Here is a 16509-nt window from a genome sequence, read left to right as displayed (position 1 = left end):
TCCAGATTTCAATAAAGGAAATTCAAGCGCGGCAGCGGCGCCGCGAACCAGTGCCGCTAACTTAACCGCGCTCAGCGGGGCTGATAATCGGTGACCGGCGCTACGCTGTTTTGCGCGCAACGCAACGGCGCCCGTGCTCATCAGCGATGTACACGGGCGTGGCTCAGGCGGGCTGGTTGGAACGGGTCAGCGGCAGGTTCAGCCAGCGCCGGCCGGTGGCGTTGGCGACGGCGTTGCCAAGGGCGGCGGCCATCGGCCCCTGAACGATTTCAGCGGCACCGAGGAAGGGTTCTCCCGGCTGGTCGAGCAAATGCACATCGACTTTATTCGGCAGTTGCGTGAAACGCAGAATCGGATAACCGCTCCAGTCGTAGCTGCGAATGCCTCCCGCGTCGTAGGCGACTTTTTCGTACAGGGTCCAGCTCGCGGACTGGACGATGCCGCCCTCGACCTGATTGCGCAGGCCATCGGGGCTGACGATCTGGCCGACGTCCACCGCCGTCACCACGTGATCGATGCGGATCTCGCCGGTCTGCGGATGCACTCGAAGTTTCACCGCGATGGCGCAGTAACCCATGATGTTTTTGTAGCGGGCAAAGGCGAAACCGATACCGGCGCCGGGCTCGCTGCGTTTTTGCGGCCAGCCGATCTCATCACGCACACGTTCTACGACCGCGCGAGCACGCGGGTCGCTGAGATGAGCCAGACGCAAAGCGACCGCGTCGATGCCGGCCCGGATCGCCAACTCGTCGATACTCGCTTCGATGGCGAAGATGTTGATGTGCGCACCCAGCGAACGCATGGCCGAGGTGCGAAAGGGCATTTCGGTGACGAAGGTCATGTTGATGCGCGTCGAGTTCAACTCGTACAACGGCACCGCGTTGCGATCACCATCGCCTTCGGGCTGGGCGATCGGCACAGAGGGCGCCGAGGCGAAGGGCCGCGCGAGCAAGCGTGCCGGCAGCAGACGCCCGGCGTTGACGATGCGTTCGTTGTGCGGCGTGGTCCATAGTTCGTAGGCCCAGTCCTGCAAACGGCCATGGCTGAGGCCGGCGTCGACTTCAGTGACCATCGCCGAGCTATACGGCTCCCAAAGATTTTCCTGTTCGCGCATCCATTGCACGCGCACCGGCGTACCGGGCACGCGCAGGGCAATCAATGCCGCATCGGCGGCGGCATCATCGGCGCCGTTATGCCCGTAGCACCCTGAGCCTTCGGTATGAATACAGCGCACCCGCTCAGGCGGCAGGCCGAGCATTTCGGCAATGCCGGCGCGCAGCGGGTAAACACCTTGGGTATGGGTCCAGACGGTGAGCGTGCCGTCCTTGAACCAGGCCACTGCGCAAGACGGGCCGATCGAGCCGTGCATCAGATATTGCTTGGTGACCCGCGCCTGAAAACGCGTGTCGGCCGCGCCGTTTGGCGTGCCGCTGTTGCTGATCGGATAGCGCCGTGAGGGCAGGCGTTTGAGCAGGCCATGAATCTCGGCCGCCTCGGGAATCGCTTCGCCCTCGCTCCATTGCGTCACATCGCTGGCACGGCGCATGGCTTTGATCGCTTGCCACTCATCACCGGCGACCACCGCCAGATAGTTGCCGTCACGGATCACCTTGACCACCCCAGCCAGCGCCTCGATGGACGCCGCATCGAATGCTTGCAACGTGCAGCCCGGACGAGGCGGGCGGATCACCCGCGCATGCAGCATGCCCGGCAGGCGCATGTCCTGGACGAATGCTGCGCCACCGCTGACCTTCGCCGGAATGTCGAGACGCGGCAACGAATGGCCGATCAGTTTGAAATCAGCGGCGGCCATTGCCGGCGACTGAGCCTTGGCATATTGATGCACATCGACATGCTTGACCGCGTCGGCGTAACTCATCCGCTGAGCGGCCGGGCCTTCGATCACACCGTCGCGGGTGCTTAGCAGTGCTGCATCAACCTGCCAACTGCGCGCTGCGGCATCGACGAGCATTTCGCGCACCTGCGCGGCGGCGTTATACAACGCGGTACCGCTGTCGAAAATGCTGTGGCTGCCGGCGGTGTAGCCTTCGTTGGGTGTCAGCGCGGTGTCGGCGGTGAGGAGGTTGATGGAAGCAGCCGGCACCTGCAAACGCTCGGCGGCGATTTGCAGCAGCGCGGTTTTCACCCCGGTGCCCAATTCGACCTTGCCGGTGTAGACGGTAATGCCGTCGGCGCCGATGCGGATCCAGGCGTCGAGAAACGGGTTAGTGCGCAGGCTGCCGGGGAGGTCGGGGGCGAGGACCACGGTGCCGAGCGTATCGACTTCGGTGTCGGCCAGTGCTCGCCGCGCCACCGGCATCAGGGTAAACGCCATCAACAACGCACCACCACGCAGGAAAGCGCGCCGACTCGGGTTCAATTCATTCGACTCACTCATGTCAAGCTCCCGTTGTGCCCGGCTACCTGCTTGATCGCCTCGATGATCCGCAAGTGCGTACCGCAGCGGCATAGGTTGCCGGCCATATGCTCGCGAATGGTCGCCTCATCCGGGTGACGATTACGCTCAAGCAACGCTTGCGCGCGCATCAACATGCCGGCGATGCAGTAGCCGCATTGCGCGGCCTGTTTCTCGATGAACGCCGCTTGCAGAGGGCCAGGTTTTTCCGCGCTGCCGAGGCTTTCCACGGTGCGGATTTTTTTGCCTTCGAGGCCGGCGCAGGGCGTCAGGCAGGCGAACACCGGTTGATCGTCGACGATCACCGTGCAGGCGCCGCACTGACCGAGACCGCAGCCGTATTTGGCGCCGTTGAGGTTCAAGTGATTGCGCAGCGCATACAGCAGCGGCATGTCCGGCTCCAGCTCAAGCGGTTGCGCGGCTCCGTTGACGTTGAGGGTGATCTGGCTCATTTCGTCTCCTGACGTAACGCTTCAATAGTGGAAGAGAGGTCGGCCCACGGCTGATCGGGGCTGGCTTGCTGACGCAGATACGCGGCCAGTGCGCCGAGTTGCGCGTTGTCCAGGCTGGCGGCGAATGCAGGCATCAGCGGACCGGGCGATCCGGGTGTGGCGGGCAAACCTTCGAGCACGGTTTTGAGGAAGTTGCGCGCACTGGCCGCTTGCAGCGCCGAGGTGTTTTGCAGGCCCGGACGACCATCGATGGTGCGCATCGGCGCCGCTGGGCCATGGCAACCGGCGCAGGCGCTGCTGAAAAGCAGGGCGCCAGTCGAGTGGTCTGCCGCTTCACTGGCAGGCGTCTTTGGCAGCGGTTGCGTCAGTGGGTGCGGGTTTTCCAGGCTGAGTAAATAGTCGGCAATCGCCTCGGCCTCACTGGCGGGCAAGCGGGCCAGACTCAAGCTGACCGGACGCATCGGCCCGGCGGGTGTGCCGTGGCCATCGACGATCTCGGCGCGCAGATAGCCGACCAATTGCGCACGACTCCACGGGTTGACGCGCTGGCCCATGCCGACCAGCGCCGGCGCTTGCCAGCCATCGACGCTGCCGCCCTGCAAATACTCCGAGGACTTTTCCGCGCCGATCAGGTTCAGCGGCGAATGGCAGCCAGCGCAATGGCCCGGGCCGTCGACCAGATAACGTCCGCGATTCCACGCGTCGCTGCGCCGCGCCAACGGCGTCATGGGCTCACCGTGTAGAAACAGCAGGTTCCAGAACGCCACCAACGGGCGAATATTCATCGGGAAATTCATCTGGTTCTGCTCGGCCGGCGCGTTCACGGCGGGGCCGCTCATCAAGTAGGCGTAGGCGTCGGCGATATCTGCTGCACTCATGCGCCGGTAGTGCACGTAGGGGAACGCCGGATAAAGGAAGTGACCATCGCGAGCAACGCCCTGACGCATCGCCCGCTCGAAGGCCGGCAGTGACCATTGGCCGATACCGGTTTCTACGTCCGGGGTGATGTTGGTGCTGTACAGCGTGCCGAACGGCGTTACCAGCGGCAGCCCGCCGGCCAGATATTCACCACCGGGGCGGGTATGGCAGACCGCACAGTCGCCGGCCTCGACCACCCGCGCCCCGCGTTGCAACTGCGCAACATCGAACATCGTCGGGCGCTCGATCGGCGCAATCGCCGGGCGCCACATCAGCCAAACGGCGCCGATCAGGCCGAGCACGGCGGCGACTGCCACGCTGATCCATAGCGTTCTGGACTTCAGCAAATGGCGGTTCATGGGACGGAGAACAACGCGGCAGGCAATGGCAGAACGGATGGGATACGGATCATGACAACGCTCCTTGTAACAGCCGGGGGAGGGCGCCGCTGGGGACGACAGCGCCAGAGGCCAAAGCGTAGAGAAACCGTCTGCGCGGGAGAATCAGCGGCGCGCGCAACAGCGCGTTGCGCGAGAAGCAACGCCTGCGCCGTTGCGCCGGACGCATCACTGCGTTGCCCGCCGCGTGGATTCTGTGGATCGCCACAGGGCCGTAGCCTTGGCAGCACTTTCCTGAACTCAATGAGGTGTCATCATGCTCACGGGCAATCCAGCCGTTGCGGCCAGCGCCGAGCAGCCAACTTCACTCTCCGGCCTGATGGTCGCGTTCCTGGCATTTTGCTGTGGCGCGGTCGTGGCCAATCTTTATTACGCACAGCCGATCGTCGAACTGATTGCACCGCAGATCGGTCTGTCCAGCGCCAATGCCAGCCTGATCGTTTCGCTGACGCAGTTTGGTTATGCACTGGGCCTGTTACTGCTGGTGCCACTGGCCGACCTGATGGAAAACCGTCGGCTGGTGGTCGGCTTCACGCTAGCGGCGAGCGTCACGCTGTTGTGCGCCGGGCTGACCCATTCACCGTCGATGTTCCTGGTGTTGTCTTTGCTGATCGGCCTGACCTCGGTGGCCGTGCAAATCCTGGTGCCGCTGGCGGCGCACCTGGCGCCCGAGGCCAGCCGTGGCCGCGTTGTCGGCAATATCATGAGCGGTCTGCTGCTGGGGATTCTGTTGTCGCGGCCACTGTCGAGCCTGTTGGTTGAAGTGTTCGGCTGGCGCGGGGTGTTTTACAGCGCGGCGGCCCTGATGGCGGTCATCGCGCTGATCACTGCGGTGGCGCTGCCGCGTCGGCTACCGACGCATAAAGCCACCTATGCTGCGCTGATCGGTTCGGTGTTCGCCTTAGCCCGGCGCTATCCGCTGTTGCGTCAGCGCTCGCTGTATCAAGGGCTGCTGTTTGCCAGCTTCAGTCTGTTCTGGACCCTCGCGCCGATTGAACTGATGCGTCAGCACGGCTTCACTCAGGCACAAGTCGCGATCTTCGCGCTGGTCGGTGCGGTGGGTGCCATTGCCGCGCCGATTGCCGGACGTCTGGCCGATGCCGGGCATGGTCGTCGCGGCACGCTGGTCGCATTGCTGCTGGCGCCGGTTTCGCTGCTGATCGCCGCACTTCCGGGCAGCGGCTATGTCTGGCTGGTGGTGTGTGCGGTGCTGCTGGATTTTGCCGTGCAATTGAACATGGTACTCGGCCAGCGAGAGGTGTACGCCCTCGATCCCCACAGCCGTGCGCGCCTTAACGCCGTGTACATGACCAGCATTTTCGTCGGCGGCGCGCTGGGGTCTCTGGTTGCGAGCCCGCTGTACGAGCACTTCGGCTGGAACCTGTCCGCCGTCGCGGTGGCGCTGCTGCCAGCGCTGGCGCTCGGGTTGTTCCTGAGCCGCAAGGCCGATGTCTGAACATCCGGCAAGTGCGGGCGAGCACGGCGGCACAAGACGAAGGGCGAACAGTGATGCACAATCATCCGCGTTCCCTCTCGACCGGACCCCGCTTATGGACAAGTTGCTGGCATTGAAGATGTTTGTGGAAACCGTGCGCTGCGGGGGCTATTCCTCGGCAGCGCGCAAACTCGGGATATCCACGTCGTCAGTGACACGGCAAGTGGCGGGGCTGGAACACGAGCTGGGCGCTAGCCTGCTCAATCGCACCACGCGCAACACCAGCGTGACCGTTGCCGGCCAGACCTATTTCGAAAAAGCCGTGGCGATTCTCGACGCGATCGACGAAGCCGATGCCGTTGTCGCCGATCGCGGCGCCGAAGCGCAGGGCCGTCTGCGCATCAGCGTGCCGGTGGAGTTCGGCCGGCGCCTGATCGCGCCGCACCTGAGCCGCTTGCTTGAGCGGCATCCGGGTCTGGAGATCAGTCTGTCGCTGAGCGATCAGGTCAGCGACCTGCTCAGCGAGCAGATCGATGTTTCCGTGCGGCTGGGATCGTCGGTGGTCAGTGAAGACATCGTCAGCAAACGCGTGGGGCATTTCGAGCGCTGGGTGGTGGCCAGTCCGGCGTATCTGGCGCGTAGCGCGGCGCTCTGTCATCCACGGGATTTGCTGGAGCATCAATGCCTGCGTTTCGATTACGGCGGCACACACCAGCACTGGACCTTTCAGAATGAAGACGCGCCTATCCAGCTCAACGTTCACGGGCGCCTGCAAAGCAATAACGCCGATATCCTGCGCGAAGCTGCCATCGGTGGCGGCGGGGTAACGCTGCTGGCCGACTGGCTGGTGCGCGACGACGTCGCAGCCGGCCGGCTGACCCGCTTGCTTGAGCATTACGAGGTCAATCCCGGCAGTGCCAGCACGTGCATCAACGCGTTGTATTTACCCAATCACCGTGGGTCCAGCCGGATCAATGTGTTTATCGATTTCCTCATGGAAATTCTCAGCCCGTCGCCGGCACCCGCAGCGTGACCCCTACGGCTCAACGGCGCCCGGTCCGCGTACTGACATCCACCCAAACCGCCAACACCAGAATGCTGCCCTTGACGATCATCTGCCAATAACTGTCGACGTCGAGCATCGACATGCCGTTGTCCAGACTGGTAATAACCAGCGCGCCGAGGAGGGCGCCGTACACCGTGCCGGAACCGCCGCGCATGGAGGTGCCGCCGATAAAGCAGGCGGCGATGGCGTCGAGTTCGCCCATGCTCCCGGCCGAAGGTGAACCGGCGGCGAGGCGCGCGGTGTTGACCACGCCGGCGAGGGCGCACATCACGCCCATGATCCCGAAGATCCACAGCTTCACCGCCTGCACATTGATCCCGGACAGGCGCGTCGCTTCCATGTTGCTGCCCACGGCATATACGCGGCGACCGAACACGGTCTGGCTGGTCACGTAGCTGAACACGCCGAGCAGAATCAGCAGCAACAAGACCGGCACGGGAATGCCGTCGTAGCTGTTCAGCGTCTGCACGAAACCGGCGAGCACGGCGCCGATCACCAACACGCGGATGACGTCACGCACTAACGAATGCGCCGCGAGGCCGTGAAGAGCGCGATTACGCCGTTGCTTCCAGGTGAGGAACACGGTCAGCGCGAACAGCAGAACGCCGAGGCCAGTGCCGATCGCGTGGGGCAGGTAGCCCTGGCCGATGTAAACCAGCTCCGGCGATACCGGCGCAATGGTCGTGCCACCGGTAATCCCCAGCAGAATCCCGCGGAACGCCAACATGCCGCCCAGACCGACGATGAACGAAGGAATGCGCAAGTAAGCCGTCATGTAGCCGTTGGCGAGACCGATCATCAGGCCACACAGGGCGACCAGACTCAGATTCGCCAGCAGCGGAATGTGGTAGACCACATCAAGAATGGCCGCGAGACCACCGAGCAGGCCCAGCAACGAGCCGACCGACAAATCGATCTCGCCGCTGATAATCACCAGCACCATGCCGCAGGCAAGAATCCCGGTAATCGACATCTGCCGCAGCAGATTGGACAGGTTGCGCGGAGTGAGGAATCCGCCCTCGGTCTGCCAGCTGAAAAACAGCCAGATCAGCACCACGGCAAACACCAGCGCGAGCATTTTGTAGCGGGTGAACAGTTGTTTGACCTGATTCATTTACGCGGATTTCCGATCATTATTGTTATGGCTGCCAGGCTGGCTGAGGGCGGCGGCGAGCACTTGTTCCTGCGTCAATTCATGGTTGACGAAGTCGCCGCGTAACTGGCCTTCGCCGATCACCAGCACGCGGTCGGAAACGCCGAGCACTTCGGCCAGCTCCGACGAGACCATGATGATCGACACACCGGCGGCGGCCAGCGCGCCCATCAACTTGTAGATTTCGTATTTGGCGCCGACGTCCACGCCTCGGGTCGGCTCATCGAGAATCAGCACCCGGGGTTTGGCCAGCAGCATCTTCGCCAACACGGCTTTTTGCTGATTGCCGCCCGACAGGCTGGTGATCGGCAGGAACGGGCTGGCGGTTTTGAGGTGCAGGCGCGAAATTTCCTTATCGATGCTGCCCAGTTCAGCTTCGGCGTCGATGCGGGTCAGTTTTGAGTAGTTGTCCAGCACGGCGAGGGTGATGTTCTGGCCGACGCCCAGATCGGGAATGATGCCTTGACGCTTGCGGTCCTCCGGCACCAGGCACAGGCCGGCACGGATTGATTTGAGCGGCGTGCGGGTGTCGATGGGTTGCCCGTCCAGCCAGACTTCGCCCTCGTGGCGACCGGGGTAAGCGCCGTACAGCGCGGTCACCAGTTCGGTACGGCCGGCACCGACCAGCCCGGCGATGCCGAGGATTTCGCCGCGTTTGAGGACGAAGGAAATATCGTCGACCCGTTTGCGCTTGGGGTTGTCGACGTCGTAGCAGGTGATGTGACGAGCCTCGAAAATCACCTCGCCAATATCGTGTGGTTCGCTGGGGTAGAGGTTGCTCATTTCCCGCCCGACCATCTGCGTGATGATCTGCGCAATGTCCATGTCGGCCATGGCGGTGGTGGCGATGTGTTTGCCGTCACGAATCACTGAAATGGTGTCGCACACGGCGGCCACTTCATCGAGCTTGTGCGAGATGTAGACGCAGGCAACGCCCTTGGCTTTGAGGTCGCGGATGATGTCCAGCAACACCTCGATTTCCGAACGGCTCAAGGCTGATGAAGGCTCGTCGAGGATCAGCAGGCGGGCCTTTTTGTTCAGGGCCTTGGCGATTTCCACCAGTTGCTGATAGCCGCCGCCGTACTGCGAAACCGGCAGCGACACGTTCATATCGGGGACTTTCAATTCGCGCATCAGGGCTTCGGCGTGGTGAATCATCGCCGGGTAATTCATGCGTCCGCCGGGCAGCGTCAGTTCATGGCCCATGAAGATGTTTTCGGCCACCGACAGGTCAGGCACCAGCGTCAATTCCTGGTGAATGATGACGATGCCGGCAGCTTCCGTTTCGCTGATCGATTGCGCCCTGAGCGGTTGCCCGTCCCAGAGGATTTCACCGTCCCAGGTGCCGTGCGGGTAGACCGCCGAGAGGATCTTCATCAGCGTCGACTTGCCGGCGCCATTCTCGCCGCACAGGCCAACGCACTCGCCGGGCCTGACCTTGATGTCGATGCCGTTGAGCGCTTTGACACCGCCGAAGGTTTTGACGATACCGTTCATTTGCAGCAGATAGTCGGACATGGAGAGGGCTCGTATATCAAAGACTCACACACCACTGAACCTGTGTGGGAGCGAGCCTGCTCGCGAAAGCGTCAGTTCAAACACTGCTTCGTTGACTGACACAGCGCATTCGCGAACAGGCTCGCTCCCACAAGGGTTTTTCGCATTACCGGAGATCACTTCCCGGCAATTTGCGCCTTGGTGTAAAAGCCGTCCTGTTCGAGCAGGTCGATGTTGTCCTTGGTCAACGGGGTTGGCGTGAGCAGGATGGTGTCGACCTTTTTGCTACCGTTGTCGTACTGCGAGCTGAAGGCGGGTTTTTCGTTGCGCGCCAGTTGCACCGAGAGCTTGGCAGCTTCGCTGGCGATGAGTTTCAGCGGTTTGTACACGGTCATGGTTTGCGTGCCGGCGATCACACGCTTGACTGCGGCAAGGTCAGCATCCTGCCCGGAAATCGGCACCTTGCCGGCCAGTTGCTGCGCCGCCAATGCCTGGATCGCGCCACCGGCCGTAGCGTCGTTGGAGGCAACGATGCCGTCGATTTTGTTGTCGTTGCGGGTCAGGGCGTTTTCAACAATGCTCAGCGCTTCGGTCGGGTTCCATTCCTTCACCCACTGCTGGCCGACGATCTTGATATCACCCTTGTCGATGGCCGGTTGCAGCACTTTCATCTGGCCTTCACGCAGGATCTTGGCGTTGTTGTCGGTGGGCGCACCACCGAGCAAAAAGTAATTGCCCTTGGGCGCGGCATTCAGCACGCCGCTGGCCTGCATTTCGCCGACTTTTTCGTTATCGAAGGAAATGTAGGCGTCGACATCGGCGTTAAGAATCAGTCGATCGTAGGAGACGACTTTGATCCCGGCTTTCTTCGCTTCGGCCACCGCGTTGGTCAGCACCGTGGCGTTGAACGGCACGATGACGATGACATCGACGCCCCGGGAAATGAGGTTTTCGATCTGCGAAATCTGTTTCTGCTCGTTGGCATCGGCCGACTGTACGAAGACCTTGGCGTCCATTTTTTCTGCCGCCGCAACGAAGTAGTCACGGTCACGCGACCAGCGCTCCAGGCGCAGGTCATCAATGGAGAAACCGATTTTCGGGTGGGCTGCGTCAGCCAGCACCGGCAGCGACAGCAAGGCCAGAGCAGTGGCCAATAACGTGCGTTTTACGTTCTTCATGTGGGGCGTCCTTTTATTGTTGTTGGAAAGACACGGCCTGACGATGAGTATCGGGCTGGTAAAACTGTAGAGAATCCGCAGACGCCGCAGGCACAGAATTGTCGTGCAATTGTCACAGCGTCGAAGCGCCGGCAGATTCTCGTAGCGATCAGCGATAGAGGTAGCGGTTGACGATGTTCTCGAGCATTTCCTGGCGGCCGCTGACGGCTTGCGGGTTCAACTCGTTGGTGAACGCGTGTTCGGCCAACGATTCAAGGTTGAAGTCACCCGCCATCACCGCCTGCCCGAACGGCTGCTTCCAAGCGGCGTAGCGTTGATCCTTGAGCCGTTGCAGTTCGTCGTTCTGAACCATGGCCGCTGCGCGCTCCAGCGACAGGGCGAGAACGTCCATCGCGCCGACGTGGCCATGGAACAGGTCAATCTGATCGAGGCTTTGCCGGCGGACCTTGGAGTCGAAGTTGAAACCGCCATTCTTGAACCCGCCAGCCTTGAGAATTTCATAGGTGGCCAGGGTCATTTCTTCGACGCTGTTGGGGAATTGATCGGTGTCCCAGCCGTTTTGCGGATCACCCCGGTTGGCGTCGATGCTGCCGAAAATCCCCAGCGAGACCGCCGTCGCGATCTCGTGATGGAAACTATGCCCGGCCAGGGTCGCGTGGTTGGCTTCGATGTTGACCTTGATTTCGTGTTCCAGCCCGAACTGCTGCAGAAAGCCGAACACGGTGGCGCTGTCATAATCGTATTGGTGCTTGGTCGGCTCCTGCGGCTTGGGTTCGATCAGCAGGTCACCGGTAAAACCGATCTTGTGCTTGTGCTCGATCACCATGCGCATAAAACGGCCCAATTGTTCGCGTTCACGCTTCAAGTCTGTGTTGAGCAGGGTTTCATAGCCTTCGCGACCGCCCCACAACACGTAGTTGGCGCCTTTCAGGCGATGGGTCGCGTTCATGGCGCTGAACACTTGGGCAGCGGCGCAGGCGAACACTTCTGGATCGGGGTTGCTCGCGGCGCCGGCAGCGAAACGCGGGTTGCTGAAGCAATTGGCGGTGCCCCACAACAGCTTTATTCCGCTGGCTTCCTGGTGTTGCTCCAGATGATCAACCATCTGCGCGAAGTGGTTGCGGTACTCCTTCAGGGAGCTGCCTTCCGGAGCGACATCGGTGTCATGGAAACAGTAATAGTCGATGCCCAGTTTGGAGAAAAACTCGAAGGCTGCGGCTGCTTTGCCGATCGCCAATTCCATGGGATCGCCGGCGTGTTGCCAAGGGCGCTTGAACGTCCCCGCGCCAAACACATCGGAACCCGGCCAGACGAACGTGTGCCAGTAACAGGCGGCCATGCGCAGGTGTTCGCGCATGGGTTTGCCGAGGATGAGTTTGTCGGCGTCGTAGTGACGAAAGGAGAGGGGAGAATCGCTGTCTGGGCCTTCGTAGCGAATCGCATCGACATCGGGGAAATACTGCATGGACCTTGTCCTTGTTGTTCTTGGCGGTGTCTCGATACTAGCAACGGCCCCGACCCTGCTGATTATGAAAAACATCAACACGGAGTGCGATTTTGCGTATTGAGCTTCGTCGTCCACGCGCCTAGTCTGTGCAAACCGTCTCCTTGAGAAGGGGGCCTCGAACAAGCATAAAAACAATGAAAACCGTACCGCCTGTTCACCGCATCGCCCTGTTGTTCAACGGCAGCAAGATCTACGACCGCGGCATCATCAGCGGCATCGGCAACTACCTGAGCAGCACCCGCGCCTCCTGGGACTTGTTCCTGGAAGAGGATTTTCTCTGTCGCTTGAAAGGCATCGAGCGCTGGCAGGGTGACGGGATCATTGCCGACTTCGACGATCCGCTGATTGGTGAGGCGCTGGCTGATATCCAGATGCCGGTGGTAGCAGTAGGGGGCTCGTACGAGGATAAACGCGCCTATCCGAAAGCGATTCCCTACGTCGCCACCGATAACAATGCGCTGATGACGCTGGCTTACACGCACTTGATCGAGGCGGGGCTGCAGCGTTTTGCCTGCTTCAGCCTGCCGGAAGCGCAGGCCAATCGTTGGGCGCAAGAGCGCGAAAAAGCCTTTCGAAAATTGATGAAGCGCGATGGTCTGCACGGCGAAATCTATCGCGGCATGGGCACCAGCGCACCGCTGTGGGACAGCGCCGTCGAACAACTGATCGCCTGGCTGCAAAGCCTGCCCAAACCCATCGGCATCATCGCCGTCAGCGACGCCCGCGCGCGCCAGTTGCTGCAAGCCTGCCTGACCGCCGGGATTGCCGTGCCTGAGCAGGTGGCATTGATCGGCATCGACAACGACCCGCTGACCCGCAGCCTGACCCGAGTGCCGCTGAGCTCGGTTATTCAGGGCACGGAAACCATGGGCCGAACCGCCGCGCAATTGCTCCATCAGATGCTGCATGGCATGCCATCTACCGGCACGCAGATCCTGATCCCGCCGGATGCTGTGAACGTGCAGGTGTCGAGTTCGCACCAGCCATTGGGTAATCCGTACGTCATGCAGGCGCTGCTGTTTATTCGCCAATATGCTTGCCAAGGCATTAAAACGGCGCAGGTGGCAGCTTATGTCGGTGTGTCGCGTTCATCACTTGAAGCGCATTTTCGTGCGGAGCGTGGTTGCAGCGTGCATGACGAGATTCTGCGTTTCAAACTGGCAGCGGCGACCAAGGGCCTGACAAGTACCGACTCGGTGATTGCCGACGTTGCGCGCAGTTGTGGCTTTAAATCCGCGCAGTATCTGCACACGGTGTTTCGCCGGGAGTTTGGTTGTACACCTCGGGAGTATCAGCAAGGGGCAGAGACGCGCTGATGTTTAAGCACGCGGTTGCAGATCACGACTGGGTTTTATGTCGTAACGAGGGAACGATTGAAGATGCGAAGAGGCAGGTGGTTGATGAGATCTACAAGTTGCAGGGGTGATTGTCGAAATGGAGACAGGTGTTGCCGCAAGGGCGCATAGCGTAATACATGATTTAACATAATATACATTACACGTAACAAGATGTTACCAGATCAGCCCGGTTGCACAGTGGATTTCAACCTGCAGAATCGCCCTGAATCCGATCCACAGCTTTTCCTTGAATTCGACGGCGCTCAACCCTCATCACGCGTCAGCTTTTCAATCAGCGCTCGATGCTGTGGGAATTGCTGTGTGAGTTTCTGCCGATCACCCATTTCCATATCGGCAAAATCAAATCCTGGCGAAACGGCTTCGCTGATCAGCCCAAATCCGTTTTCGCCTTCGAGCAACCGCGAAGCTTTCCATATTCCACTAGGTACGTGTAATTGCAAAAGCTGTCCTGCCAGAATGTCGCCGCCCATCACCAATGTCTGCAATGAGCCGTCAGCATGAATCAGGCTGTACTCAATGGCGTCGCCCAGGTGGAAATAATGCAGGATGTCGGATCGATTGAAATGAAACTGGCCCACCGGTGATTGCTGATCCAGCAGATAGTAAATCGAGGTCATCAGATACCGTGGGCCGCTGCGAGTTTCGAGTGGGTCGCGATGATCGGCTTGATAAGTTCTACGGAAATAGCCACCTTCGAGATGAGGCTGCAGATCCAACGTTCTAATAACGTCTCCAGCTTTGGCTTCATGCTTAATCATGGCCTCTTCTCCGTCGAATATGCGGATAATTTACGTTAACTCGACTAAACGACCATTTAGTGTAGTTAAACATGATTTCTAATAAATATAGGTTCATGCTCGTGCCACTGCTTTTGAAATTCACTACGCCGGTGGTATCGCCCGGCAATCATGACGGAGCCGCCCTACCCTTAATGCAAAACCTCATCAGCTGGAGTTAAAAGGCAACTCGGTGACTATCGCGCCGGTACTCCCTCGATCAAATAGACATCGGTCTTGGCTGAGCGCTGGCGGATTTTCCTCAGTTCGGTGTACTGCGCAGAGTTGTACCAAGCTCAAGCGAATACCCGGAGCGATACGCGCCAAATCTTGGGATGAGCGATTGTAGAGCCCGATGCCTTGCTCCGTTATGTAAGCGGAATGAGGACGACCAGATCCGTATCACCTATGTCGACACCCGCTTGTGAAAGCAACGTTGTCACTTGTCCGCGGTGGTGCGTCTGATGGTTGAAAAAATGCATGACCAAGCCATAAAAGCTCCTGTCAGCGGGTATTCCCTTGATGCTTGTGTAATTGAGGGTGTGATCCAGGTCCGGCTCTGCAATGGAGCGAGACCACTCTACAATTTTCTGATCAAGCCACACTCGATGTGCCGAAAGATCTCGGATATTCGAGAAAAGCAACTGGTCGAGGCTTCTGGGGGCAGGAAGCTGTTGAATCGGTGCCAGAGCCAAGTAATTGGCAGGGTGCCTGGCGAATCGCTTTAGCCAGACAGTGTCGCCGGCCACCAAGTGGTTCAACGTCCCGAGAATTGAACCAAAGAATGCTTTCCTGTCCACTGAGAGTTCTTCATCTGACAGGCTTCTGGCTGCCTCAAAAATCTTTGCGTTCATCCATTCGTTATAGTTGGCCATCAGGCAAATATGACTGGTTCGGTTCATCGTGCTCGTCCTTTCAATGGATCGCTTTGTAATCGATCCACGCTCATCTTGCATCCCAGTCCAGTGTCGCGCTTTGTTGTGAGGAACCGTCTGATCATCTATGAAAGAAGCGCTCGCAACGGAGCTGGGATGGGTACAACTTCCTTACTTTCCGGTGAGACACAAACGTGTGTGACATTCGCGGTAAATGACAGCACGCCTTCGCCTGCAAACCCCTCAACCAAAAAAGTAAAAGAGTGCTCGCCCAACCTGGCCACGCCAACTTTAATAGTCATTTCGTCATCCCAGGTCACCGGAGCCAGCAACTCGATCGACATCGCACGCACCGGCGGCAATATATTAAAACTCATCACCGCTCTAAGCCCCGGCCCCCCTACCCATCTGTCGAGTGCTACACCAATGGCCTCTACAGCAAAATATGAGAATCGCGGGGTGTAAACCACCCCTGCCGGATCACAATCTCCGAACAAAATAGTTCGACTTACAAAAACCGCATCAGGCATAAATCCCCCTACTCGCCAGCGTCAGTCCGATATCGATGAGTTCTTCTCGCTCGGCCATCAAGGGCTTCTGCCTTTGATGGCGGCGATTTTGCCCATATCAGCGACTCAAAGATTTTCGCCTGGAACCTAAGCACTCAGTTGCTTGATCCAGTCAAGACTCGCAACGGTAGATCCAGAAGGACGGTATTCACAGCCAATCCATCCGGCGTAGCCGCGTTGCTCCAGCGCCGCGAACAACGCAGCAAAGTCGATACTCCCCGTTCCCGGCTCGTGACGACCCGGGCAATCGGCAATTTGCACATGCACGGTTCTGTCATAAAACCGCGCCAGCACATCGGCTGCGTCTCCGGTCAAAAGCTGCGCATGGTAAAGATCAAGAATCAGCCCGACACTCGGGAAGGTCTCCAGTACCTGTTGCGCCTTGCTGAAGTCGGACATGTAATAGCCCGGCATCGCCTCCGCGCTGATCACTTCGATAAGCGGCCGCAGCCCCTGGTCTTCCAAGTACTTGATCGCATATTCCAGGTTGCCCGCGTAGGTTCGCTCAGCGTCATTCTGCGTGGTAACGCCCGACATGATGTGGACATCCGCACACGCCAATGTTTTTGCGTAGCGGGCGGCCTGGAGCAACCCGTCACGGAACTCCTCGCCCCTGCCCTGTAACGCGGCGATGCCTTTGGTCACGCCAGCCGGGGCGGCGAACTGAATCAACGGCAAACTGTATTGGGCTAGATGGTCGGCAAGCAGACTGGCGTCGAATTCATACGGCGACGGGAACTCCACTGCCCGGAAACCGGCGGTTGCGGCGGCTTCGATGCGTTGCAGAAAAGGCAATTCATTGAATTGGAAGCCGAGATGAGCATTGAACTTGAGCATTGGGTAATCATCCATCCTGGGAAGAAACGACATCACTAGCCTGGAGCATCCTTTGCCGCTCCAGCACTGCACTA

General features: G+C 59.8%; 14 protein-coding genes and 2 pseudogenes. 4 read left to right on the top strand and 12 right to left on the bottom strand.

The window, feature by feature from the left end; all coding sequences use genetic code 11:
* Positions 1 to 163: 163 nt before the first annotated feature.
* The 3 genes from GTU76_RS00265 to GTU76_RS00255 are packed head-to-tail and all read right to left on the bottom strand — an operon-like array spanning position 164 to position 4145.
* Positions 164 to 2398: a xanthine dehydrogenase family protein molybdopterin-binding subunit gene (locus tag GTU76_RS00265; RefSeq protein ID WP_180697787.1), complete on the bottom strand. Its 2235-nt coding sequence runs from the start codon at positions 2396 to 2398 to the stop codon at positions 164 to 166.
* Positions 2395 to 2868, bottom strand: a complete 474-nt coding sequence (locus GTU76_RS00260; protein WP_123375250.1) for a (2Fe-2S)-binding protein — start codon at positions 2866 to 2868, stop codon at positions 2395 to 2397. The genes GTU76_RS00265 and GTU76_RS00260 overlap by 4 nt, the downstream gene beginning before the upstream one ends.
* Positions 2865 to 4145, bottom strand: a complete 1281-nt coding sequence (locus GTU76_RS00255; protein WP_180697786.1) for a c-type cytochrome — start codon at positions 4143 to 4145, stop codon at positions 2865 to 2867. The genes GTU76_RS00260 and GTU76_RS00255 overlap by 4 nt, the downstream gene beginning before the upstream one ends.
* Positions 4146 to 4440: 295 nt before the next feature.
* On the opposite strand from GTU76_RS00255, the gene GTU76_RS00250 reads away from it, so the two are divergent.
* Positions 4441 to 5640: an MFS transporter gene (locus GTU76_RS00250; protein ID WP_180697785.1), complete on the top strand. Its 1200-nt coding sequence runs from the start codon at positions 4441 to 4443 to the stop codon at positions 5638 to 5640.
* A 94-nt stretch (positions 5641 to 5734) separates the two neighbouring features.
* On the top strand, positions 5735 to 6652 hold the full coding sequence (locus GTU76_RS00245) for a LysR family transcriptional regulator (RefSeq protein WP_016986080.1): 918 nt from the start codon (positions 5735 to 5737) through the stop codon (positions 6650 to 6652).
* Between the two features lie 10 nt (positions 6653 to 6662).
* Here the strand turns inward: GTU76_RS00245 and GTU76_RS00240 are convergent, their stop codons facing one another.
* From GTU76_RS00240 to xylA, 4 genes are all read right to left on the bottom strand, one after another.
* The gene (locus tag GTU76_RS00240) at positions 6663 to 7799 is read right to left on the bottom strand and encodes a sugar ABC transporter permease (RefSeq protein ID WP_110718360.1); all 1137 of its coding nucleotides are present in this window, start codon (positions 7797 to 7799) and stop codon (positions 6663 to 6665) included.
* Entirely contained in the window at positions 7800 to 9356 is a 1557-nt protein-coding gene (xylG, locus tag GTU76_RS00235) for a D-xylose ABC transporter ATP-binding protein (RefSeq protein WP_180697784.1), read from the bottom strand.
* Between the two features lie 155 nt (positions 9357 to 9511).
* Positions 9512 to 10513, bottom strand: coding sequence for a D-xylose ABC transporter substrate-binding protein (xylF, locus tag GTU76_RS00230; protein ID WP_122598279.1), 1002 nt, complete (start codon positions 10511 to 10513; stop codon positions 9512 to 9514).
* A 148-nt stretch (positions 10514 to 10661) separates the two neighbouring features.
* A complete protein-coding gene (gene xylA, locus GTU76_RS00225; protein ID WP_175554304.1) occupies positions 10662 to 11978 on the bottom strand; it encodes a xylose isomerase in 1317 nt (438 codons plus the stop codon).
* A 176-nt stretch (positions 11979 to 12154) separates the two neighbouring features.
* Between xylA and GTU76_RS00220 the strand changes: the two genes are divergently transcribed.
* Together GTU76_RS00220 and GTU76_RS29925 are read left to right on the top strand one after the other, a co-directional pair.
* Entirely contained in the window at positions 12155 to 13336 is a 1182-nt protein-coding gene (locus GTU76_RS00220; protein WP_180697783.1) for a XylR family transcriptional regulator, read from the top strand.
* 2 nt (positions 13337 to 13338) lie between these two features.
* Positions 13339 to 13446, top strand: a pseudogene (locus GTU76_RS29925) (thymidylate kinase); the annotation flags it as partial.
* A gap of 174 nt (positions 13447 to 13620) precedes the next feature.
* Here GTU76_RS29925 and GTU76_RS00215 read toward each other — a convergent pair.
* The 5 genes and pseudogenes from GTU76_RS00215 to GTU76_RS00195 form a co-directional block, all read right to left on the bottom strand.
* The gene (locus GTU76_RS00215) at positions 13621 to 14136 is read right to left on the bottom strand and encodes a cupin domain-containing protein (protein WP_016986714.1); all 516 of its coding nucleotides are present in this window, start codon (positions 14134 to 14136) and stop codon (positions 13621 to 13623) included.
* A 215-nt stretch (positions 14137 to 14351) separates the two neighbouring features.
* Positions 14352 to 14438: pseudogene (locus GTU76_RS00210) on the bottom strand (DUF1330 domain-containing protein); the annotation flags it as partial.
* Positions 14439 to 14522: 84 nt separating this feature from the next.
* The gene (locus GTU76_RS00205) at positions 14523 to 15056 is read right to left on the bottom strand and encodes a DinB family protein (RefSeq protein ID WP_175554302.1); all 534 of its coding nucleotides are present in this window, start codon (positions 15054 to 15056) and stop codon (positions 14523 to 14525) included.
* 98 nt (positions 15057 to 15154) lie between these two features.
* A complete protein-coding gene (locus GTU76_RS00200; RefSeq protein ID WP_180697782.1) occupies positions 15155 to 15559 on the bottom strand; it encodes an acyl-CoA thioesterase in 405 nt (134 codons plus the stop codon).
* A 126-nt stretch (positions 15560 to 15685) separates the two neighbouring features.
* Positions 15686 to 16435 carry a hydroxypyruvate isomerase family protein gene (locus tag GTU76_RS00195; protein ID WP_180697781.1) on the bottom strand — a complete coding sequence of 250 codons (750 nt, stop codon included), beginning with the start codon at positions 16433 to 16435 and terminating at the stop codon, positions 15686 to 15688.
* Between the last annotated feature and the right edge of the window lie 74 nt (positions 16436 to 16509).

The organism is Pseudomonas crudilactis (genome assembly GCF_013433315.1).
In the GTDB taxonomy this organism is placed as follows: domain Bacteria; phylum Pseudomonadota; class Gammaproteobacteria; order Pseudomonadales; family Pseudomonadaceae; genus Aquipseudomonas; species Aquipseudomonas crudilactis.
This window is presented reverse-complemented; position numbering and strand designations above follow the sequence as displayed.